Below are 21,108 nucleotides of genomic sequence, written 5' to 3'. Positions count from 1 at the left end.
CCGGCATGCCACCAAGTGCAGGGAAGAGGTCTGGCGGAATGGCGCGTTACGAGGATCTGCCCTACCGGACCTGCGTCGGTGTGATGCTGATCAATGCGAAGGGGCTGGTATTCATCGGCCGCCGCGCCGGCGGCGTCGAGCATGTCGACGATGCCCATGTCTGGCAGATGCCGCAGGGCGGCGTCGATCCCGGCGAGGACACCTGGGAAGCCGCCAAGCGCGAGCTCTACGAGGAGACCAGCGTGCGCTCGGTCGAGCGGCTCGGCGAGGTCCCGGACTGGCTGATCTACGACATCCCGCGCACGGTCGCAGGCCGCGCCTGGAAAGGCCGCTACCGCGGCCAGCGCCAGAAGTGGTTCGCGGTGCGCTTCACCGGCAAGGACAGCGAGATCAACGTCGAGAAGCCCGGCGGCGGCGGCCACAAGGCCGAATTCGTGAGCTGGCGCTGGGAGCCGATGAAGAACCTCCCCGGGCTGATCATTCCGTTCAAGCGCCCGGTCTACGAGCGCGTGGTGAAGGAATTTTCCGCGCTGGCGGATCAATAAATCAAATTGTCGTCCCGGCTTCGGTGCTATTGCATCGCCGCAATGACGACGAGAGATTTACGCGTGACGAATGCAAAGCCCTACCGCCCCAACGTCGGCATCGCCCTGTTCAATGCCGACGGTCGCGTCCTGATCGGGCACCGCTTCAAGGGCGACGGGCCGGAGATCATCCTGCCGGGCTTCGACTGGCAGATGCCGCAAGGCGGCGTCGACCAGGGAGAGAATCTGCGCGATGCGGCGATGCGCGAACTGTGGGAGGAGACCAACGTCGTCAGCGTCGAATTCCTCGCCGAGACGGACTGGTTCACCTATGAATTCCCGCCCTATGACGGACCGCAGACGCATCGCCTCGCAAAATTCCGCGGCCAGCGGCAGAAATGGTTCGCGCTGCGTTTCACCGGCAAGGACGACGAGATCGATCCGCTGACGCCGCGCAACGGCCAGCCCGCGGAGTTCGACGCCTGGCGCTGGGAGCGCCTCGACCGTGTCGCCGACCTCGTGGTGCCGTTCCGGCGCGAGGTCTATCAGGCCGTGGCGCGAGAGTTTGCGGCCTTCGGAAAATGAAACTGCGAAAACAACCCCATGCACAGTAGAACGCCGCCGACGGCGCGAGGGGCGGTGGTTGCGGCAAAGTGACTGAAGGGTCGCGCAGAATCGGTAACGGGGCGCAATGGTCGCTTCACCTCTCCCCGCCTGCGTCAGGGCTATCGCATATGACGCGTGGCGGCGGCCTGCGCGCACGCCTCGTCCTTCGAGACGGCGCTTACGCGCCTCCTCAGGATGAGACTAATCAGCGTCAGTGCCCGTTGAAACTGCTGCCGCGCACTCCGTCCCCATCCTGGGGAGCCCGCCTGAAGCGGGCGTCTCGAAGGATGGCCGCGGGAAAAGCTTCAAACGCGATAGTCCTGCCGCTTGCGGGGCGAGGGGGCGCACCTTTCGAGCCGACAGACTAATTAATCGGCCCCACCGTGAACGGTCCGATCGCGATGACGTGGCAGTCGCTGTCGCGCCTGGCGCAGTCGGCGAGCGCGGTGTTGACGGCGGTCTGCTCCTCGGCGGCCTTGAGGCCGAGGCCCGGGCGGCCGGCGGTGCCGACGGCGACGGCGTTCCAGCCCATGGCGTCACCGAGCTTGCGCACGACCTCGTCGCGGGCATCGGCCACGATCGAGGGATTGCTCGCGGCGTGGAAGAAGCCGGTAATCCTGAGCAGGGTCGGGATCGGCACGACGAAATTGTCGTCGACCGCGACGATCATGCAGGCGACGCCGGCGATCGCGCCGCACGATTCAAGCGAACGCCGCGCCGATTCCTCGGCGGATGATGCGCCCAGCACCATGAAGTATTGTCCGGCCGGTCCGAGCGCGACCGAGCGGGATTTCGCGGCCGGCACGAACATGTTCTCGAGCCGGACTTTCTGCGGATCGCGCACGATCGGAAAATCCCTCGAGGCGAACGCCCGCTCGGTCATGGCGTCGTGCCGGAAGTAGGGCGCCGGCGGCATCGGCGGCTTGCCGTGCGCGTAGACGACGTTGTTGCCGACCGCATAGAGCTCGCAGCGCCGCGGCGACTGCGCGGCATCGGCGCGCTTCTGGCACTGCTCGAGCGCGCCGTTGCGCGCGGCCTCCTCGCTCGGCTGGTTCAACACCGAGCCGGTGAAGCCGCCGACATTGAGCGCGAACGCCTTGTAGTCGCCGGCCGCGGCATAATCGCCAGCCAGATAGTTGCGGACGCGCTCGTTGATGAAGGGCACGCTGTCGGCCGAGAGCTTGCCTGTCATCGGCGATGCGGATGGTGACGGCGCGGGCACCGGCGCCATCGCAGCGCCGGCATTCGACGCAGGCATCGGAGCCATCGGCGCCTTTGCCATTTGGGTCGGCATCGGGCTCGGCGACGCCGTCATCGCCGTCGGTGTTGCGCTCGGCGTGGCAACGGCTGGCGCGGCCGGCGTCGATGCGGCGGTCGCGGTCTGCTTGAGCTTGGTGTTGTAGAGGAAGCCGGTGACGACGATGCCGACGATCGAGACCACGGCAACCACCAGCGGCCACATCCACACCGGCGCGGCGGCCACCTTCGAGGCCGCCTTCTTCAGTTGCGGCTTGGAATAGCTGCCGTCGTCGCGCCGCATCGCCACCATGTAGGCGTGCACCGGCGTCGGGATGTTCTTCACCTCCTGCGCACCGATATCGGCAAACTGAACCGACAGCTTGTTGGCGACCTGCTCGTGCACGGCGCGGGAGACGCAGATGCCGCCGACCTCGGCAAGGCCCTCCAGCCGCGCCGCGATGTTGACGCCGTCGCCCAATAAATCGCCGTTGCGCTCGACCACGTCGCCGATGGTGATGCCGATGCGGAACGACATCTGCCGGCTCGGCGGGTACGCCATGTTGCGGGTCCGCAAGCTCTCCTGGATGTCGATCGCGCAGCGCACGGCATCGACCGCGCTCGGGAATTCCGCGAGCACGGCATCGCCCGCCGTGTTGAAGATGCGCCCGCCGGCCTTGGCGATGAAATCGTCGATAACCTCGCGATAGGAGGCGAGACGCCGCAGCGTCTCCTCTTCGTCCTCCGCGACCAGCCTCGAATAACCGGCAATATCGGCTGCGAAAATCGCCGCGATCTTGCGTTTCATCTGTGACCCGCCCGGAACAAATTCGCGGGCGCAGAATGCCGCTATCTCCAGCGCGGCGCAACAAAGTTCAACGCCCGCCACGGTCGGTGGCGAGCGCTGAACTTATTCAGGAATTTTGAGCTGAGCCCCGGAGCGGTGCCCCGGGGCTTAGTGCATAGCCGTCGTGTTGAGCTCGTGCTGGATGCTCTTGTAATGATCGAGCCGCGCGATCGCGAGATCGAGCTCGGAGCCTTCCTGCTCGGACAGCTTTTCCTGCATTTCGGCGATCTTGTCGGCGAACTGCGCCCGATCAAGCTCCTCGATCGACGTGGCGACATCGGCCAGGACGGTGAGGCGATCGTCGGACACTTCCGCGAGGCCACCGGTCACGATGACCTTCTGCTTCTGGCCGCCGACAATGATGGTCAGGATGCCCGGCCGCACCGCGGCCACGAGAGGAGCATGCCCGGCGAGCACGCCGAAATCGCCTTCCCAGCCGGGGACGTCGACCTGGTCGACCTCGCCCGAGAATGCGAGCCTTTCCGGCGAGACGAGATCGAAGTGGAAGGTGGCCATGATGTACCTGCGAATAGCGAATAGCGAATGGCGAACAGCGAACCGAATGGGAGCAGCTATTCGCCACTCCCGATTCGCTATTCGCCAGCTTAGGCGGCCTCGGCCGCCAGCTTCTTGCCCTTCTCGACCGCCTCTTCGATGGTGCCGACCATGTAGAAGGCAGCTTCCGGCAGGTGGTCATACTTGCCTTCCACCAGGCCCTTGAAGCCCTTGATGGTGTCCGCGAGGTCGACGAACTTGCCGGGCGAGCCCGTGAAGATTTCGGCGACGTGGAACGGCTGCGACAGGAAGCGCTCGATCTTGCGCGCGCGGGCCACCGTCAGCTTGTCCTCTTCCGAAAGCTCGTCCATGCCGAGAATGGCGATGATGTCCTGCAGCGACTTGTAGCGCTGCAGCACCTGCTGGACCTGACGGGCGACGGCGTAGTGCTCCTCGCCGACGACCAGCGGGGAGAGCATGCGGGAGGTCGAGTCGAGCGGGTCGACGGCCGGATAGATGCCCTTTTCCGAGATCGCGCGCGACAGCACCGTGGTGGCGTCCAGATGCGCGAACGAGGTCGCGGGCGCCGGGTCGGTCAAGTCGTCGGCCGGCACGTAGATGGCCTGGACCGAGGTGATCGAACCCTTCTGCGTGGTGGTGATGCGCTCCTGCAGCGCGCCCATGTCGGTGGCGAGCGTCGGCTGATAACCCACCGCCGAAGGAATACGGCCGAGCAGCGCCGACACTTCCGAACCCGCCTGCGTGAAGCGGAAGATGTTGTCGACGAAGAACAGCACGTCCTGGCCCTGGTCGCGGAAGTGCTCGGCGACAGTCAGACCGGTCAGGCCGACGCGGGCGCGGGCGCCCGGCGGCTCGTTCATCTGTCCGAACACCAGCGCGCACTTCGACTTCACGCTCGGATCCGGATTGTGCGGGTCGGCGTTGACCTTGGATTCGATGAACTCGTGATAGAGGTCGTTGCCCTCGCGGGTACGCTCGCCGACGCCGGCGAACACGGAGTAACCGCCGTGCGCCTTGGCGACGTTGTTGATCAGCTCCTGAATCAGCACGGTCTTGCCGACGCCGGCGCCGCCGAACAGGCCGATCTTGCCGCCCTTCGCATACGGAGCGAGCAGATCGACGACCTTGATGCCGGTGACGAGAATTTCGGCTTCGGTCGACTGGTCGGTATAGGTCGGCGCTTCCTGGTGGATGGCGCGGGTGCCTTCCGACTTGATCGGGCCGGCCTCGTCGATCGGCTCGCCGATGACGTTCATGATGCGGCCCAGCGTACCGTCACCCACGGGAACCGAGATCGGCTGACCGGTGTCGGTCACTTCCTGGCCGCGCACCAGACCTTCGGTGGCGTCCATCGCGATGGTGCGGACGGTCGACTCGCCGAGATGCTGCGCGACTTCCAGCACCAGGCGGTTGTTGCCGTTCTTGGTCTCGAGCGAGTTGAGAATGGCCGGCAGGTGGCCTTCGAACTGCACGTCGACGACGGCGCCCATGACCTGGGTAACGCGACCGATCTGTGTGGCTGCTGTAGCCATTTACTGTCTCCTTCGATCCGAATTTCGTGTCCGGTCAGACTGCTTCTGCGCCGGAGATGATTTCGATGAGTTCCTTGGTGATCTGAGCCTGACGCGTGCGGTTATAGACCAGCGTCTGCTTGCGGATCATCTCGCCGGCGTTGCGGGTGGCGTTGTCCATCGCCGACATCTGCGCGCCATAGAACGAAGCGTTGTTCTCGAGCAGGGCGCGGAAGATCTGCACCGCGAGATTGCGCGGCAACAGGCGCGTGAGGATCTCGTCCTCCTCCGGCTCATATTCGTAAGAGGTCGCGCTGCCGTTCGCAGCGCCTTCCTCGACGACCAGCGGGATGATCTGCTGGGCGGTCGGGACCTGTGCGATCACCGACTTGAATTGCGAGTAGAACAGCGTGCAGACGTCAAACTCGCCGGCGTCGAAACGGGCCAGCACCTTCTTGGCGATATCCTCGGCGTTGACGAAGCCGAGCTGGCGCACGCTGCGCAGGTCGAGATGCTCGACGATCTGCTTGTCGAACTGGCGGCGCAGCTGCTCGTAGCCCTTGCGGCCTACGCAGAAGAATTTCACCTCCTTGCCCTGGTTCATCAGAGCGAGCGCGCGCTCGCGGGCAAGACGGACGATCGAGGAATTGAAGGCGCCGGACAGGCCGCGCTCGCCGGTGCAGACCAGCAGCAGGTGAACCTGATCGCGGCCGGTGCCGGCCAGCAGCGCCGGCGCGCCGGGCGAGCCCGCCGCGGCGCTGGCGATGTTGGAGATCACCGCGCCCATCTTGTCAGCATAGGGACGCGCGGCTTCCGCCGCGGTCTGCGCACGGCGCAGCTTGGATGCCGCGACCATCTGCATGGCCTTGGTGATCTTCTGCGTCGCCTTGGTGGAGGCGATGCGGACGCGCATGTCTTTAAGTGAGGCCATTCTTCGTTCACCCCGGCGGTTCGACTGAAGCGTCGGACCGCTAGCCTGTCCCTATCGCAATGCCCGGCCGGGCGCCGGGCACGCGTCTTATTGGTTGCCTCTCGCGAAGCAGTCATGGCCGGACGGCTCCGGCCATGCCTGAATTAGGCGAAGCTCTTCGCAAAGCCTTCGACCACCGACTTCAGCTTGCCGGCGGTGTCGTCGGAGAGATCGCGGCTGTCGCGGATCGAGTTGAGGATGTCGACATGCTTGCCGCGCAGCAGCGAGAGCAGGCCGTCCTCGAACGGCTTCACCTTGTTGAGCGGGAGCGGATCGAGATAGCCGTTGGTGCCGGCCCAGATCACGCAGACCTGCTCTTCCATCTTCAGCGGCGAGAACTGCGGCTGCTTCAGGAGCTCGGTGAGGCGCGAGCCGCGGTTGAGCAGGCGCTGGGTCGAGGCGTCGAGGTCGGAGCCGAACTGCGCGAACGCCGCCATTTCGCGATACTGCGCGAGCTCGCCCTTGATCTTGCCGGCGACCTTCTTGGTGGCCTTGGTCTGCGCCGACGAACCCACGCGCGACACCGACAGACCGACGTTCACCGCCGGACGGATGCCCTGGAAGAACAGGTCGGTCTCCAGGAAGATCTGGCCGTCGGTGATCGAGATGACGTTGGTCGGGATGTAGGCCGACACGTCGTTGGCCTGGGTTTCGATGACCGGCAGCGCCGTCAGCGAGCCCGAGCCCTGGTCCTTGTTCAGCTTCGCCGCGCGCTCGAGCAGGCGGGAATGCAGATAGAACACGTCGCCGGGATAGGCTTCGCGGCCCGGCGGGCGGCGCAGCAGCAGCGACATCTGGCGGTAGGCGACGGCCTGCTTGGACAGATCGTCATAGATGATGACCGCGTGCATGCCGTTGTCGCGGAAATACTCGCCCATGGTGCAGCCGGTGAAGGGCGCGATGTACTGCATCGGCGCCGGATCCGACGCGGTAGCGGCGACGACGATCGAATATTCGAGCGCGCCCTGCTCTTCCAGCACCTTCACGAACTGCGCGACGGTCGAGCGCTTCTGGCCGACCGCGACGTAGACGCAGTACAGCTTGATGTTCTCGTCGGGCTGCGCGTTGAGCGGCTTCTGGTTCAGGATGGTGTCGAGCGCGATCGCGGTCTTGCCGGTCTGTCGGTCGCCGATGATCAGCTCGCGCTGGCCGCGGCCGATCGGGATCAGGGCATCGATCGCCTTGAGGCCGGTCGCCATCGGTTCGTTCACCGACTTGCGCGGAATGATGCCGGGCGCCTTGACGTCGACGCGCATGCGCTTGTCGGCCTGGATCGGGCCCTTGCCGTCGATGGGGTTGCCGAGCGCGTCGACGACGCGGCCGAGCAGGCCCTTGCCGACCGGCGCGTCCACGATGGCGCGGGTGCGCTTGACGGTCTGGCCTTCCTTGATCTCGCGGTCGGCACCGAAAATAACGACACCGACGTTGTCGGTCTCGAGGTTCAGCGCCATGCCGCGGGTGCCGTTCTCGAACTCGACCATTTCACCGGCCTGAACGTTGTCCAGACCGTAGACGCGGGCGATACCGTCGCCGACGGACAGCACCTGTCCGACTTCGGAGACTTCAGCTTCCTGGCCGAAATTCTTGATCTGGTCCTTGAGGATCGCGGAAATTTCCGCGGCGCGGATGTCCATCAGCCTGCCTCTTTCATCGCGTGCTTGATCGAATTGAGTTTGGTGCGAAGCGAACCATCGACCATGCGGCTGCCCAGCTTGACGACGAGGCCACCGATGATCGCGGGATCGACTTTCACGTTCAGCGCGACGTCCTTGCCGGTCACCGACTTCAGGGCAACCTTCAGGGCGTCGAGATTCTTGTCAGAGAGCGCTTCCGCCACGGTCACATCGGCCGTCGTCTCGCCCTTGAACCTGGCGACGAGGACGCGGTAGGCGCGGATGACGTCGGACACCGCGAACAGGCGGCGGTTGGCGGTCAGCACTTTGAGGAAATTGGCGGAGATCCCGGCGATGCCGGCCTTGTCCAGCACGGCCGCGAGAGCCTTGGACTGGGTGTCAGCCGCGAACACCGGGCTGCGGACGAGGCGCTTCAGATCGGCGCTCTCGGTCAGCAAGGCATCGAATTTGTCGAGATCGGCTTTGACCTCGTCGACCAGTTTCTGGTCGCGGGCCAGTTCAAACAAGGCCGTTGCATAACGGCCGGACACACCTGAAACGGACGTATCTTCTGCAGCCACAGACGCGCTCTTTTTGCTGTCAAACTCGCAAGGGAAAAACCGTCGCCACGAAGCGGCGCCTAGCGATCCAAGCCCTTGGAATTCAAGCGGGACTTCGATTTTCGGCCGGCACGGGAGGTGCCGGATCCGTTAAAATCGCGGCTTTGCTAACATAGCAGGCGCGCACGTGCAACATGACGCCAAATTAAAGGCATGGGTTCTGTCGCAGTGCTCGCACTCCGCGGGAACTCCCGGCGCTCGAAGGCGACGGGGCTTGCCGCGCCACGGAATTGCCATCAGCCCTGACGGCGGCATGCCGAGCTTTGGTTCCTGCCGCCAGCGCATACCCGCCATGAACACGGATCGCTGAGGCGTGATTTTCGGCCACCCCATTCCACTGGCTGAATACTTTCCCAATTCTAAACGCTGCCAGCTATGACTTCGTTTTACAGTATTAATAAGTAATAATGAGGTTAACAAATCGTTAAAGCCCACGTTTACGGAACATCGGCTGAATACCGTGCTGCGGTAACAAGATATTTCATCACGCCACATGGGGATTTACTGCCCAATTCACGCCTCATTAGGAATCGAAACGCCAACCCGCTCACAAACTGATGGGGGCTCCACTAGCCACATATGTGGCAATACTAGCTTAGGGACCAATAAATGCTGTCTTTGAAGACGCTGGGCTTTGCGACCCGGCCGCGCACGGCGCTCGCTTTCGTCGCCGCAACTGTCATCGTCGGTGGAACTGCCACCGAGGCTTCCGCCAAATCCAGGCATCACCGGCATCATCACAGCCACCAAGCCCAAGCTGACACCAACGCGACCTCCGATTGGCGCAACGCCAATGCGGCGATGACGCCGTCGTCGGGCACGGGGCACAGCTTCTCCGGCATGGCCTCCTATTACGGCAACGAGTCCGGCAGCCGGACCGCGTCGGGCCAGCGCTTCAACCAGAATGCCCTGACTGCTGCGCACCGCTCGCTGCCGTTCGGCACCAAGTTGCGCGTCACCCACCGCGGCCAGAGCGTGGTCGTCACCATCAACGACCGTGGCCCGTTCATCCGGGGCCGGGTCCTCGATCTCTCCACCGGCGCTGCCCGCGCCATCGGCCTCACCGGCGCGGGCGTCGGCCGCGTCACCGCGGAAGTCGTCTCCTAAGGCGCCCTTCAAGCGCCTCACATTAAGCGCGCACTTTCCATCAGTTTGATGCGCGCATGAAACAAGCCCGCGGTCTTGGGGGACCGCGGGCTTTTTGGTGTTTGCTGTCCTCATTGCGAGCGCAGCGAAGCAGTCCAGAACCTTTTCGCGGAGGGATTCTGGATTGCTTCGTCGCAAGGACTCCTCGCAATGACGAGGGATAGATCGAGACCTACAAGAAGCTCTGTGGATCGACGTCGACTTCGAGCTTTTGGTTGCCCGTCGGCTTCGGGCAGACGGCGAGCCAGTTGCGCAAATAATCCGAGAGATCGAAGCCGCGCGCCGATTTCACCAGGATGCGGAAGCGGTAGCGGCCCTTGATGACCGCGAGCGGCGCCTCGGCCGGCCCGAGCACCACGACGCGCTCGTCGCGCGGGGCGAGCGCGACGAGACGGCGGCCGAGGCCTTCCGCGCTCGGGCGATCGCCTGCCGAAATGATCAGGCTCGCGAGCCGGCCGAACGGCGGATAGAGCGTCTTCTCGCGCAGATCGATCTCGCTGTCGTAGAAGGCCTCGCGGTCGCAGGCGACCAGCGCCTTCATGACGGGGTGATCGGGCTGATGGGTCTGCAGGTAGCCGACGCCGCGGCCCTGCTCGCGGCCGGCGCGGCCGATCACCTGGTTGAGCAATTGCCAGGTGCGCTCCGCCGCGCGCGGATCGCCGTTGGACAGACCAAGATCGGCATCGACCACGCCGACCAGATTGAGCCGCGGAAAATTGTGGCCTTTTGCCACCAGCTGCGTGCCGATGATGATGTCGACGCGGCCCTCCGCGATCTCGGCAAGCTCCGAGCGCATCGTCTCGATCGAGGTGATGAGATCGCTCGACAGCACCATGGTGCGCGCTTCCGGGAACAGCGCGGCCGCCTCCTCCTGCAGGCGCTCCACGCCGGGACCGACCGCGACCAGCGATTCCTCCGCCGAACAGTTCGGACAAATGTGCGGGCGCGGCATCGAGAAGCCGCAATGGTGACAGACCAGGCGCTGGCGAAAGCGGTGGTCGACCAGCCAGGAGTCGCAGATGGTGCAGGCGAAGCGATGACCGCAGGCACGGCACAGCGTCAGCGGCGCATAGCCGCGACGATTGAGGAACAGCAGCGCCTGCTCGCGCTTTTCGATCGCGGTTCTGATCTCGGAGGCCAAGCGCGGCGAGATATAGCGGCCGCGCGCAGGCGGCTCGCGGCGCAAGTCGATCGCCTCGATATGCGGCATGTGCTGGCCGCCGAAGCGCGAGGGCAGCGCGATGCGCTGATAGCGGTTCTTGCGCGCATTGACCTCGGATTCGACCGACGGCGTCGCCGAGGCCAGCACGACCGGGATCTTGGCGATATGCGCCCGCACCACCGCCATGTCGCGGGCGTGATAATGCACGCCCTCGTCCTGCTTGTAGGCTTGGTCGTGCTCTTCATCGACGACGATGAGGCCGAGATTGGCGTAAGGCAAAAACAAGGCCGAGCGCGCGCCGACCACGACCGGCGCGCTTCCCTCGGAGATCGCTGCCCAGTTGCGCGCGCGGGTGCGCGGCGTCAGCTCGGAATGCCATTCGATCGGCCGCACGCCGAAGCGTTGCGCGAAGCGGTCGAGGAACTGGCCGGTGAGCGCGATCTCCGGCATCAGGATCAGCGACTGCTTGCCGCGGCGGATCGCTTCCGCCACGGCCTCGAAATAGACCTCGGTCTTGCCGGAGCCGGTGACGCCGTCGAGCAGCGCGACGTGGAAGGTGCCATTGGCCGCGAGCCCGCGCATCGTATCGGCAGCCGTGCGCTGAAGCGGCGAGAAATCCGGACGGCCGAAATCCGGATCGGGGGCCGGCGGCGGCGCAGGCGGAGGCATCGGCTCGACCGTCAGCGTGCCTTCGTCGACGAGGCCGTCGATCACGCCGGCCGACACGCCGGCCTCCTTCGCGGCTTCCGACTTGCCGTGCAGCAGCCGGTCCGACAGCACCTCGATCACGCGCGCCCGCGCCGGCGTCAGCCGCCGCGGCGGATCGCCGACGAGGCGCACCCCGGGCCGCACCCGCTCGGGGCCGAGATTTTCGCCCATCCGCAGGCACATCCGCAGCACCATGCCGCGCGGGCTCAGCGTGTAATCGGCGACCCAGTCCACGACCGCGCGCAACTCGGGTTTGAGCGGCGGAATGTCGAGCTTCTCGCTGACCTCCTTGAGACGGTTGTGCAGGCGCGGATCGGGATTGGCGTTCTCGCCCCAGACCACGGCCAGCACCTCGCGCGCCCCGAGCGGCACACTGAGGAGATCGCCGGCCTTCAGCTCCATGCCGCGCGGCACCTTGTAGGAATAGGTCTGGTCGAGCGCGACCGGCACCAGCACGTCGACCATGCGGGTCGCGTTGGCGGGGGCGGCGTTGCTGCGCGACGAATGATCCATCAACGGTCTTGGAGGGAGAATCGGAACCTTGCGGCCTCAGGCTAGCGCCATGAAGCGGCCTTAGCGAACGGTAAACTTGTGTGATGCGATATACTGTGCGGAATCATTACGTCCAGAGCGCATGAGCAAAGCGGCCTCCCCCTTGATCGAGCTCGCCAGCGCCGATCCCTCGATCGCGCGGGAGATGACGCGCTGGCTGTCGCATCTCGGCGCCGAGCGGCGGCTGTCGCCGAAGACGCTCGAGGCTTACGGCCGCGACTTGCGGCAGTGCCTGGATTTCCTCTGCACCCATTGGGGCGAGCGCGTGACGCTCGAGCGATTCGCCGCGCTGGAGGCGACGGACGTGCGCGCCTTCATGGCGATGCGCAGGGCCGACGACATCGCCGGCCGCTCGCTGATGCGCGCGCTGGCGGGCCTGCGCTCGTTCGGCCGTTTTCTCGAGCGCGAGGGCAAGGGCAAGGTCGGTGCATTGTCCGCGATCCGCGCGCCGAAAGTTGCGAAGAGCCTGCCGAAACCGCTGCCGATGGCATCGGCAAAGCGTCTTGCCGATGCCGACGAGCGCGCCGGCGAGGAACGCGAGACCTGGATCCTGGTGCGCGATGCCGCGGTGATGGCGCTGCTGTACGGCTCCGGCCTGCGCATCTCCGAAGCGCTCGGCCTGAAGCGCCGCGAGGTGCCGAAGCCCGGCGAAGGCGACGTGCTGGTCGTGACCGGCAAAGGCAACAAGACGCGCATGGTGCCGGTGCTGCAGAACGTGCTGGAGCTGGTGCAGGAATATGTTTCGATGTGCCCGTATCCGCTGCCCGCGGAAGGGCCGATCTTCGTCGGCGCGCGCGGCGGCCCACTCAGTCCGCGCATCATCCAGCTCGCGATGGAGCGGCTGCGCGGCGCGCTTGGGCTACCCGACAGCGCCACGCCGCACGCGCTCCGCCACTCCTTCGCCACACATCTGCTGTCGCGCGGCGGGGACTTGCGCGCCATCCAGGAACTGCTCGGCCATTCCTCGCTCTCGACCACGCAGATCTATACCGGGATCGATTCGGAGCGGCTCCTCGAAGTCTATGCCAGCGCGCATCCGCGACGCTGAATCCTGACATCAAGCTGTCATCCCGCGCATGCCTCTTGCGCGCCACCTGCGGTTCAGTCAATCGTGGGGAACCAGACAGGAGGTAACATGAGCGCACATGAAAGCATGGAGCATGCCGAGCACGCCGAGCACGCCTCCGGCTCGAACAAGAAGATCGCCCTTCTGATCGCCGTGCTGGCGCTGTTCCTTGCGATCTCGGAGACGCTCGGCAAGGGCGCCCAGACCGAATCGATCAGCAAGAACGTCGAGGCCGCCAATCTCTGGGCGTTTTTCCAGGCCAAGAGCATCCGCCGCACCGTGGTCGTGACCGCAGCCGAGCAGGGCAAGCTCACGCTGGCCGGTACCACCGACGATACCCTGAAGGCGACCGTGCAGAAGCAGGTCGACGACTGGACCAAGACCGCGGCGCGCTACCGCTCCGAGCCCGAGACCGGCGAAGGCACCGAGCAGCTCGCCGAGAAGGCCAAGCATGCCGAGCACGAGCGCGACGAGGCGACCGCGAAGTACCACCACTTCGAACTCGCATCCGCCGCCTTCCAGATCGGCATCGTGCTGGCGTCCGCCACCATCATCACCGGCATGATCGCGCTGGCCTATGTCGGCGGCGTGCTGACGCTCGCCGGCCTGATCATGACCGCCCTCGGCCTGTGGTGGCCGCATCTGCTGCATCTGCATTAGGGCTGAGGCAGGGTTCTCATCGCGTCATTGCGAGGAGCCCTTGCGACGAAGCAATCCAGACTGCCTCCGGGGAAAGACTCTGGATTGCTTCGCTGCGCTCGCAATGAGAGGATAGAGGCGCGTGCCTCTGGCAGCGCAGCTAGCGCGCTTCGTGCACGCTCTTGCGGAAGCGCTGGATCAAACGCAGCGTGCGGGCGGACCAGCCTTCGCCGTTACCGGCGACCAGCTCGCGGATGCGGCGCTTGATCGGGTCGACCAGCCCGTGCGCCTTGGCGCGCACCTTCAGCACGAGATCGTAGATCCGCTCGAACCAGGGCATCTCCAAAAGCTTGTCGCGCGTGACGTCGAACACGAAGGCGGTGACGCCGACGCCGGCGAGCTTTGCGAACACCATCGTGAAGACCGCGCTGGTCCAGTACTCGTGCGTGAGCAGCCACAGGCCGACCAGCTTGAGCGGAAACAGCGGAATGATCGGGACCGCAAACACGATCAGCGTCATGGCCGGCGACAGCGCGTCGACACGCTCCGTCAGCCATTGCTTGAAACGTGCGAGCGGGATGGCTGCGACAACCCGCGCGACGATCGGTTCGAGGTGGTCCCACAGCCAGGCTTCGATCAGGAAGACGATCGCAAGCAGGACCCAGACCGGTTGCAGAAGGCGGCGCAGCATGTGTTTCCCGCCCGATTCGTCGCTGGGCACGCGCCTACATATGGATGGCCCGCTTGCCGACCGCAAGCGCGGCCTCCTTGACGGCCTCCGAGCGGGTCGGATGGGCGTGGCAGGTCCGCGCGAGATCTTCCGCACTGCCACCAAACTCCATGAGAACGCAGGCTTCATGGATCATTTCGCCGGCTTCACGGCCGATAATGTGCACGCCGAGCACGCGATCGGTCTTCGCATCTGCGAGAATCTTCACAAAGCCATCGGTGGTCTGGTTGACCTTGGAGCGGCCGTTGGCGGTAAAGGGAAACTTCCCGACGGTATAGGCTGTGCCCGCCTGTTTCAGCTCCTCCTCGGTCTTGCCGACAGAGGACACTTCCGGCGTGGTATACACGACGCCCGGGATCACGTCGTAGTTCACGTGGCCGGCCTGACCGGCGATGATCTCGGCGACCGCAACGCCTTCGTCCTCGGCCTTGTGGGCGAGCATCGGGCCGGCGACGACGTCGCCGATGGCATAGACGCCCTTCAGGCTGGTGGCGAAATGCGGATCGATCTGCACGCGGCCGCGCGGGTCGAGCGCAACGCCGGCTTCCTTCAGGCCGAGCCCGTCCGTGTAGGGCGTGCGGCCGATGCAGACCAGAACGACGTCGGCCTCGATGGTCTCGGCGGCACCGCCCGCAGCCGGCTCGATCTTCGCGAGCAATGCCTTGCTGTTCGCTTCGACGCCGGTGACCTTCGAACCCAGCTTGAATGCGAATCCCTGCTTTTCAAGGATGCGCTGGAATTGCTTGGCGACCTCGCCGTCCATGCCGGGCAGAATGCGATCGAGGAATTCGACCACCATGACCTCGGATCCGAGCCGGCGCCACACCGAGCCAAGCTCGAGCCCGATCACGCCGGCGCCAATGACCAGCAATCTGCCGGGCACCTTCTCCAGCGACAGCGCGCCGGTCGAGGACACGATGCGCTTCTCGTCGATCTCGATGCCCTTCAGGCGCGCGATGTCGGAGCCGGTGGCGATCACGATGTTCCTGGTCTCGACAAGTTGCGACTTGCCGTCGGCGGAGACCTCGACCTTGCCCGTCCCCAAGATCTTGCCGGTGCCCTTGAGCACGTCGACCTTGTTCTTCTTCATCAGGAACTCGACGCCCTTGACGTTGCCGTCGATGCCCTGCTGCTTGAAGTTCATCATCGCGGGAAGATCGAGCTTCGGCGCGGAGACCGACACGCCCATCTTCGCGAAAGAATGCCCGGCTTCCTCGAACATCTCGGACGCATGCAGCAGTGCCTTGGACGGCATGCAGCCGACATTGAGACAGGTGCCGCCGAGCGTTGCGTTCTTTTCGACCACGGCGACCTTCATGCCGAGCTGGGCCGCGCGCACTGCGCAGACATAACCGCCCGGTCCGGTGCCGATGACGACGAGATCGTAGGTAGCCATGAGAGAAAGTCCCGTAGGTTTAGCGTGACGAGGATGTGTCAGCGTCCGCGCGGCGCGTCAGCGTCCGCCGGACACATCGAGAATGGCTGAGGTGACGTAGGAGGCCTCGTCCGACAGCAGCCAGACGATGGCATTGGCGATTTCGTCGGCGGTGCCGACGCGCTTCATCGGCACCATGTGGGCCAGACGATGGGCGCGGTCCGGCTCGCCGCCGGCGGCGTGAATCTCGGTGTCGATCAGGCCGGGACGGATCGCGGCGACGCGGATGCCTTCGTTCGCGACCTCGTAGCCCAGACCGACGGTGAAGGAATCGACCGCGCCCTTGGACGCGGCATAATCGACATAGGTGTTGGGGGCGCCGAGCCTCGCAGCAACCGACGACAGGTTGACGATGACGCCGCCCTTGCCGCCGTGCTTGGTTGACATCCGCTTCACCGCCTCGCGTGCGCAGAGGATCGAGCCAGTGACATTGACCGCCATCACGCGCTGGATGCGTTCGGCCGACATCTCGTCGACGCGCACGCCGCTCTTGCCGACGATGCCGCCATTGTTGACGAGCGCGCCGAGGGTGCCGAACCTGTCCGCTTCCTGGAACAGGTTGAGGATGTCGCTTTCCTCGGCGACATCGCATTTCACCGCGATGGCCTTGCCGTTGCTCGCCTCGATCTGCGCGACCACCTCGTCGGCCGCCGTCTTGTTGCTGGCATAGCCGACCACGACGCGAAAGCCGCGCGCGGCCGCCGCGATCGCGGTCGCACGGCCGATGCCGCGGCCGCCGCCGGTGATGACAACGACTTTATCCGTCACGCGCGCCTCCATGGTTCGACACGCGCCGTCGCACGACAGAGCGACGGCGCTCGCAGAGCATCAGGGATCAGAGGTCCAGCACCAGCCGCGCCGGATCTTCAAGGCTCTCCTTGACGCGAACCAGGAAGGTGACGGCTTCCTTGCCGTCGATGACGCGGTGATCGTAGGACAGCGCCAGATACATCATCGGGCGGATCTCGATCTTGCCGCCGACGACCATCGGCCGCTCCTGGATCTTGTGCATGCCGAGAATGCCCGACTGCGGCGCGTTCAGGATCGGGGTCGACATCAGCGAGCCGTAGATGCCGCCATTGGTGATGGTGAAGGTGCCGCCCTGCATCTCGTCGATCTTGAGCTGGCCGTCACGGGCGCGGCGGCCGAAATCGGCGATGCTCTTCTCGATGTCGGAGATCGACTTTTGGTCGCAGTCACGCACCACGGGCACGACCAGGCCCTTGTCGGTGCCGACGGCGACGCCGATGTGATAGTAGTTCTTGTAGATCAGGTCGCTGCCGTCGATCTCGGCGTTGACTGCCGGGACGTCCTTCAGCGCCTGCACGACGGCCTTCGTGAAGAAGCCCATGAAGCCGAGCTTGGCGCCGTGCTTCTTCTCGAACGCGTCCTTGTAGTGGGCGCGCAGCGCCATGACGTTGGTCATGTCGACCTCGTTGAAGGTCGTGAGCATGGCCGCGGTGTTCTGCACGTCCTTGAGGCGGCGCGCGATGGTCTGGCGCAGGCGGGTCATCTTGACGCGCTCTTCGCGGGCGGCGTCGTCGGCCGGCGACGGCGCGCGCACCTGCACGGCGGCGGCGGGCTGGTTGACCGGCGTCGGTGCGGAGGCAGCACGCTCGATCGCAGCTAACATGTCGCCCTTGGTGACGCGGCCATCCTTGCCGGAGCCGGGAACGGTCGAAGCGTCGATACCGGTCTCGGCCGACAGCCTGCGTACGGACGGAGCGAGCGGCGCATCGACCGGCGGCGCCTTCGCGGCAGCGGCGGCAGCCGCCGGGGCCGCAGCAGCCTGAGCGGGCGCGGCGGCAGGCTTGGCGGGAGCAGCGGCGGGCTTGGCGGCGCCGGCACCGTCGGTGATCTGACCGAGCAGCGCACCCACGGCAACCGTCGCGCCATCGGCGGCGATGATCTCGCTCAGCGTGCCCGCGGAGGGCGCGGGGACCTCGATGGTGACCTTGTCGGTCTCGAGCTCCACCAAGGGCTCGTCGACGGCGACGGGATCGCCGGCCTTCTTGAACCAGCGGCCGATGGTAGCCTCGGTGACGGATTCGCCGAGCGTCGGCACACGAATTTCAGTCATGGTCTCTTCCTTAAGGGATCGCCGGTAGCAGTCATGAATTCAGGTGTCATCGGCCGGCGGAAAGCCGGCCTTCCAGCAAGCCGGGACGTTCGCACTCACGTCACGACGACTGGATGCCCCGCTCCGGTGCGCTGGTTGCGCACAAGGGGGGGCATGACGCAGTTCAAAAAGTTCAGCTCAGTGCTTCGTCCAGGAACGCCTTCAGCTGAGCCTGATGCTTGGACATCAGACCCGTAGCGGTCGCGGCGGAAGCGGCGCGGCCGACATAACGCGGACGCCGGCTCGCGCCGTTCACCTGGTTCAGCACCCATTCCAGATAGGGCTCGATGAAGTGCCAGGCACCCATGTTGCGGGGCTCTTCCTGGCACCACACCATCTCGGCCTTCTTGAAGCGCGACAGCTCGGCCACCAGCGCCTTCAGCGGCACCGGATAGAGCTGCTCGACGCGCATCAGGTAGATGTCGTCGATGCCGCGCTTCTCGCGCTCCTCGTAGAGGTCGTAGTAGACCTTGCCGGAGCACAGCACGATGCGGCGGATCTTCTCGTCCGGAACGAGCTTGATGGCTTCGTTCGGCAGCATCTGGGCGTCATCGTACAGGATGCGGTGGAAGGTCGTTCCCTTCGCGAGCTCCTCGAGACGCGACACCGCCCGCTTGTGACGCAGCAGCGACTTCGGCGTCATCATGATCAGCGGCTTGCGGATCTCGCGATGCAGCTGCCGGCGCAGCACGTGGAAATAGTTCGCCGGCGTGGTCGGATAGACCACCTGCATGTTGTCTTCCGCGCACATCTGCAGGTAACGCTCGAGGCGCGCCGAGGAGTGCTCCGGACCCTGGCCCTCATAGCCGTGCGGCAGCAGGCAGACGAGGCCGGACATGCGCAGCCATTTGCGCTCGCCCGAAGAGATGAACTGGTCGAACACGACCTGCGCACCGTTGGCGAAGTCGCCGAACTGGGCTTCCCACAGCGTCAACGTGTTCGGCTCGGCGAGCGAGTAGCCGTATTCGAAGCCGAGCACCGCTTCTTCCGACAGCAGCGAGTTGATGACCTCGTAATGGCCCTGCTCGTGGCCGAGATGGTTGAACGGGGTGTAGCGGCTCTCGTCCTCCTGGTCGATCAGGACGGAGTGGCGCTGCGAGAAGGTGCCGCGCTCCGAATCCTGCCCGGACAGGCGGACGTGATGGTTTTCGTTGAGCAGCGAGCAGAACGCCAGCGCCTCGCCGGTTGCCCAGTCGATGCCGGTGCCGGTCTCGATCGCCTTGGAGCGGTTGTCGAGGAAACGCTGGATGGTGCGGTGAACGCGGAAGCCGTCAGGCACCTTGGTGATCTTGCGGCCGATATCCTTCAGCGTGGCGATGTCGACGCCTGTGACGCCGCGTCGTGCATCCTCTTCCTGGTCGGCGATCTTGAAGCCGGACCACTTGCCGTCGAGCCAGTCGGCCTTGTTCGGCTTGTAGGAGGTGCCGGCCTCGAACTCGGCATCGAGCCGCGCGCGCCAGTCGGCCTTCTGCTTGTCGACTTCACCCTCGGTGACCACGCCTTCGGCAATCAGGCGCTTGGCATAGAGAGTGAGGGTCGAGGGATGGGCGGCGATCCGCTTGTACATGACCGGCTGGGTGAACGCCGGCTCATCGCCCTCGTTGTGGCCGTAGCGACGATAGCACCACATGTCGATGACGACCGGCTTGTGGAACTTCTGACGGAATTCGGTCGCGACCTTGGCGGCGAACACGACGGCTTCCGGATCGTCGCCGTTCACGTGGAAGATCGGCGCATCGATCATCTTCGCCACATCCGACGGATAGGGCGAGGAGCGCGAGTAACGCGGATAGGTGGTGAAGCCGATCTGGTTGTTGACGATGAAGTGCACCGAGCCGCCGGTGCGGTAGCCCTTCAGGTCAGAGAGACCGAAGCACTCCGCGACCACGCCCTGGCCGGCGAACGCAGCGTCGCCGTGCATCAAGAGCGGCATCACCGAGATGCGCATATCAGGCGGATCGCCGTGCTGGTCCTGCTTGGCGCGGACCTTGCCGAGCACCACGGGATCGACGATCTCGAGATGCGAGGGGTTGGCGGTGAGCGACAGATGGATGCGGTTGCCGTCGAACTCGCGGTCCGAGGAGGCACCGAGGTGGTACTTGACGTCGCCCGAGCCTTCGACCGCGTCGGGGTTGGCCGAGCCGCCCTTGAATTCGTGGAACAGGGCGCGATGGGCCTTGCCCAACACCTGGGTCAGCACGTTGAGGCGGCCGCGATGCGGCATGCCGAGCACGATTTCTTTCACGCCGAGATTGCCGCCGCGCTTGATGATCTGCTCGAGCGCGGGGATCAGCGCTTCACCGCCATCGAGGCCGAAGCGCTTGGTGCCGGTGAACTTGGTGTCGCAGAACTTTTCGAAACCCTCGGCTTCGATCAGCTTCGTCAGGATGGCGCGGCGCCCTTCGGGAGTGAACGAGATCTCCTTATCGGGTCCCTCGATGCGCTCCTGGATCCAGGCCTTCTGCGCGGCATTGCTGATATGCATGAACTCAACGCCGAGCGTCTGGCAGTAGGTGCGCTCACAGATCGCCGTGATCTCGCGCAGCGTGCCGTATTCGAGGCCGAGCACGTGATCGAGGAAGATCTTGCGGTCGAAATCGGCTTCGCTGAAGCCGTAGGTGCGGGGATCGAGCTCTTCGCGGTTGCGCTGGGCTTCGATGCCGAGCGGATCGAGCTTGGCATGGAAGTGGCCGCGCATGCGGTAGGAGCGGATCAGCATCAGCGCGCGGACCGAGTCGCGCGTCGCCTGAAGCACGTCGGCGGAGGAGACGTCGGCGCCCTTGGCCTGCGCCTTGGAGGCGATCTTGGCACCGACCGCCTTCTCGACTTCCGCCCAATTGCCGTCGAGGGCAGACGTGAGCTCGTCCTTCGGCGTCAGCGGCCAGTTGTCCCGCTCCCAGGACGGCCCCTCGGCGTTCTTGCGGACGTCGGCGGGCTGGTCGTTGAGGCTCTTGAAGAACTCCTGCCACTCGGCGTCGACCGAGGACGGGTCCTGCTCATAGCGGGCGTAGATTTCGTCGATGTAGGTGGCGTTGGTGCCCTGCAAAAAGGATGACAGGGCAAAGGCTGCGTTCGCGTCCTGGCGAGACATACTTGAGTTCCTGGCGA

At 65.2% G+C, this 21,108-nt stretch carries 17 protein-coding genes; 5 read left to right on the top strand and 12 right to left on the bottom strand.

Annotation, left to right across the window (positions count from 1 at the left end; translation table 11 throughout):
- Positions 1-38: 38 nt before the first annotated feature.
- Both ACRQ5Q_RS02025 and ACRQ5Q_RS02020 read left to right on the top strand, forming a co-directional pair.
- A complete protein-coding gene (locus tag ACRQ5Q_RS02025) occupies positions 39-545 on the top strand; it encodes an RNA pyrophosphohydrolase (RefSeq protein ID WP_439372445.1) in 507 nt (168 codons plus the stop codon).
- A gap of 63 nt (positions 546-608) precedes the next feature.
- Positions 609-1,109 (top strand): RNA pyrophosphohydrolase, encoded by a 501-nt coding sequence (locus ACRQ5Q_RS02020; RefSeq protein WP_439372444.1) that lies wholly within the window; start codon positions 609-611, stop codon positions 1,107-1,109.
- A gap of 385 nt (positions 1,110-1,494) precedes the next feature.
- Here the strand turns inward: ACRQ5Q_RS02020 and ACRQ5Q_RS02015 are convergent, their stop codons facing one another.
- The 6 genes from ACRQ5Q_RS02015 to ACRQ5Q_RS01990 all read right to left on the bottom strand — a co-directional run bounded on the left by ACRQ5Q_RS02015 (position 1,495) and on the right by ACRQ5Q_RS01990 (position 8,404).
- Positions 1,495-3,174: an adenylate/guanylate cyclase domain-containing protein gene (locus tag ACRQ5Q_RS02015; protein ID WP_439395779.1), complete on the bottom strand. Its 1,680-nt coding sequence runs from the start codon at positions 3,172-3,174 to the stop codon at positions 1,495-1,497.
- Positions 3,175-3,321: 147 nt separating this feature from the next.
- Positions 3,322-3,729 (bottom strand): F0F1 ATP synthase subunit epsilon, encoded by a 408-nt coding sequence (locus ACRQ5Q_RS02010; RefSeq protein ID WP_439372179.1) that lies wholly within the window; start codon positions 3,727-3,729, stop codon positions 3,322-3,324.
- 89 nt (positions 3,730-3,818) lie between these two features.
- On the bottom strand, positions 3,819-5,261 hold the full coding sequence (atpD, locus tag ACRQ5Q_RS02005) for a F0F1 ATP synthase subunit beta (RefSeq protein ID WP_439372181.1): 1,443 nt from the start codon (positions 5,259-5,261) through the stop codon (positions 3,819-3,821).
- Between the two features lie 34 nt (positions 5,262-5,295).
- Positions 5,296-6,171, bottom strand: coding sequence for a F0F1 ATP synthase subunit gamma (locus ACRQ5Q_RS02000; RefSeq protein WP_439372182.1), 876 nt, complete (start codon positions 6,169-6,171; stop codon positions 5,296-5,298).
- A 143-nt stretch (positions 6,172-6,314) separates the two neighbouring features.
- Positions 6,315-7,844, bottom strand: a complete 1,530-nt coding sequence (gene atpA / locus ACRQ5Q_RS01995) for a F0F1 ATP synthase subunit alpha (protein ID WP_439372184.1) — start codon at positions 7,842-7,844, stop codon at positions 6,315-6,317.
- Entirely contained in the window at positions 7,844-8,404 is a 561-nt protein-coding gene (locus ACRQ5Q_RS01990) for a F0F1 ATP synthase subunit delta (protein WP_439372186.1), read from the bottom strand. The genes atpA and ACRQ5Q_RS01990 overlap by 1 nt, the downstream gene beginning before the upstream one ends.
- Positions 8,405-9,052: 648 nt before the next feature.
- Between ACRQ5Q_RS01990 and ACRQ5Q_RS01985 the strand changes: the two genes are divergently transcribed.
- Positions 9,053-9,550, top strand: coding sequence for a septal ring lytic transglycosylase RlpA family protein (locus ACRQ5Q_RS01985; RefSeq protein WP_439372187.1), 498 nt, complete (start codon positions 9,053-9,055; stop codon positions 9,548-9,550).
- Positions 9,551-9,761: 211 nt separating this feature from the next.
- On the opposite strand, the gene ACRQ5Q_RS01980 is transcribed toward ACRQ5Q_RS01985, so the two are convergent.
- Positions 9,762-11,972, bottom strand: a complete 2,211-nt coding sequence (locus tag ACRQ5Q_RS01980) for a primosomal protein N' (protein WP_439395778.1) — start codon at positions 11,970-11,972, stop codon at positions 9,762-9,764.
- Positions 11,973-12,093: 121 nt separating this feature from the next.
- Here ACRQ5Q_RS01980 and ACRQ5Q_RS01975 point away from each other — a divergent pair, with 121 nt between their 5' ends.
- Positions 12,094-13,059, top strand: coding sequence for a tyrosine recombinase XerC (locus ACRQ5Q_RS01975; RefSeq protein WP_439372191.1), 966 nt, complete (start codon positions 12,094-12,096; stop codon positions 13,057-13,059).
- Positions 13,060-13,146: 87 nt separating this feature from the next.
- Positions 13,147-13,737 (top strand): DUF4337 domain-containing protein, encoded by a 591-nt coding sequence (locus ACRQ5Q_RS01970; RefSeq protein WP_439372192.1) that lies wholly within the window; start codon positions 13,147-13,149, stop codon positions 13,735-13,737.
- A gap of 139 nt (positions 13,738-13,876) precedes the next feature.
- Here ACRQ5Q_RS01970 and ACRQ5Q_RS01965 read toward each other — a convergent pair whose 3' ends face one another.
- From ACRQ5Q_RS01965 to ACRQ5Q_RS01945, 5 genes are all read right to left on the bottom strand, one after another.
- Entirely contained in the window at positions 13,877-14,407 is a 531-nt protein-coding gene (locus ACRQ5Q_RS01965) for a hypothetical protein (protein WP_439372194.1), read from the bottom strand.
- Positions 14,408-14,441: 34 nt separating this feature from the next.
- The gene (gene lpdA / locus ACRQ5Q_RS01960) at positions 14,442-15,842 is read right to left on the bottom strand and encodes a dihydrolipoyl dehydrogenase (RefSeq protein WP_439372195.1); all 1,401 of its coding nucleotides are present in this window, start codon (positions 15,840-15,842) and stop codon (positions 14,442-14,444) included.
- Positions 15,843-15,899: 57 nt separating this feature from the next.
- Positions 15,900-16,661, bottom strand: coding sequence for an SDR family oxidoreductase (locus ACRQ5Q_RS01955; protein WP_439372197.1), 762 nt, complete (start codon positions 16,659-16,661; stop codon positions 15,900-15,902).
- A 55-nt stretch (positions 16,662-16,716) separates the two neighbouring features.
- The gene (gene odhB / locus ACRQ5Q_RS01950) at positions 16,717-17,961 is read right to left on the bottom strand and encodes a 2-oxoglutarate dehydrogenase complex dihydrolipoyllysine-residue succinyltransferase (RefSeq protein WP_439372199.1); all 1,245 of its coding nucleotides are present in this window, start codon (positions 17,959-17,961) and stop codon (positions 16,717-16,719) included.
- A gap of 172 nt (positions 17,962-18,133) precedes the next feature.
- A complete protein-coding gene (locus tag ACRQ5Q_RS01945) occupies positions 18,134-21,091 on the bottom strand; it encodes a 2-oxoglutarate dehydrogenase E1 component (RefSeq protein ID WP_439372200.1) in 2,958 nt (985 codons plus the stop codon).
- Between the last annotated feature and the right edge of the window lie 17 nt (positions 21,092-21,108).

Origin of the sequence: Bradyrhizobium sp. PMVTL-01, from assembly GCF_051861855.1 — a bacterium.
In the GTDB taxonomy this organism is placed as follows: Bacteria; Pseudomonadota; Alphaproteobacteria; order Rhizobiales; family Xanthobacteraceae; genus Bradyrhizobium.
The sequence above is the reverse complement of the archived record's forward strand: the minus strand, read 5'-3'. Positions and strand labels throughout refer to the sequence as shown.

What these genes read in the sequence shown, in the direction of transcription:
- ACRQ5Q_RS02025 (WP_439372445.1), top strand. Translation starts at nt 39, where the DNA reads ATGGCGCGTTACGAGGATCTGCCCTACCGGACCTGCGTCGGTGTGATG.
- ACRQ5Q_RS02015 (WP_439395779.1), bottom strand. Translation starts at nt 3,174, where the DNA reads ATGAAACGCAAGATCGCGGCGATTTTCGCAGCCGATATTGCCGGTTAT.
- ACRQ5Q_RS02010 (WP_439372179.1), bottom strand. Translation starts at nt 3,729, where the DNA reads ATGGCCACCTTCCACTTCGATCTCGTCTCGCCGGAAAGGCTCGCATTC.
- atpD (WP_439372181.1), bottom strand. Translation starts at nt 5,261, where the DNA reads ATGGCTACAGCAGCCACACAGATCGGTCGCGTTACCCAGGTCATGGGC.
- ACRQ5Q_RS02000 (WP_439372182.1), bottom strand. Translation starts at nt 6,171, where the DNA reads ATGGCCTCACTTAAAGACATGCGCGTCCGCATCGCCTCCACCAAGGCG.
- atpA (WP_439372184.1), bottom strand. Translation starts at nt 7,844, where the DNA reads ATGGACATCCGCGCCGCGGAAATTTCCGCGATCCTCAAGGACCAGATC.
- ACRQ5Q_RS01985 (WP_439372187.1), top strand. Translation starts at nt 9,053, where the DNA reads ATGCTGTCTTTGAAGACGCTGGGCTTTGCGACCCGGCCGCGCACGGCG.
- ACRQ5Q_RS01980 (WP_439395778.1), bottom strand. Translation starts at nt 11,972, where the DNA reads ATGGATCATTCGTCGCGCAGCAACGCCGCCCCCGCCAACGCGACCCGC.
- ACRQ5Q_RS01975 (WP_439372191.1), top strand. Translation starts at nt 12,094, where the DNA reads ATGAGCAAAGCGGCCTCCCCCTTGATCGAGCTCGCCAGCGCCGATCCC.
- ACRQ5Q_RS01970 (WP_439372192.1), top strand. Translation starts at nt 13,147, where the DNA reads ATGAGCGCACATGAAAGCATGGAGCATGCCGAGCACGCCGAGCACGCC.
- ACRQ5Q_RS01965 (WP_439372194.1), bottom strand. Translation starts at nt 14,407, where the DNA reads ATGCTGCGCCGCCTTCTGCAACCGGTCTGGGTCCTGCTTGCGATCGTC.
- lpdA (WP_439372195.1), bottom strand. Translation starts at nt 15,842, where the DNA reads ATGGCTACCTACGATCTCGTCGTCATCGGCACCGGACCGGGCGGTTAT.
- ACRQ5Q_RS01955 (WP_439372197.1), bottom strand. Translation starts at nt 16,661, where the DNA reads ATGGAGGCGCGCGTGACGGATAAAGTCGTTGTCATCACCGGCGGCGGC.
- odhB (WP_439372199.1), bottom strand. Translation starts at nt 17,961, where the DNA reads ATGACTGAAATTCGTGTGCCGACGCTCGGCGAATCCGTCACCGAGGCT.
- ACRQ5Q_RS01945 (WP_439372200.1), bottom strand. Translation starts at nt 21,091, where the DNA reads ATGTCTCGCCAGGACGCGAACGCAGCCTTTGCCCTGTCATCCTTTTTG.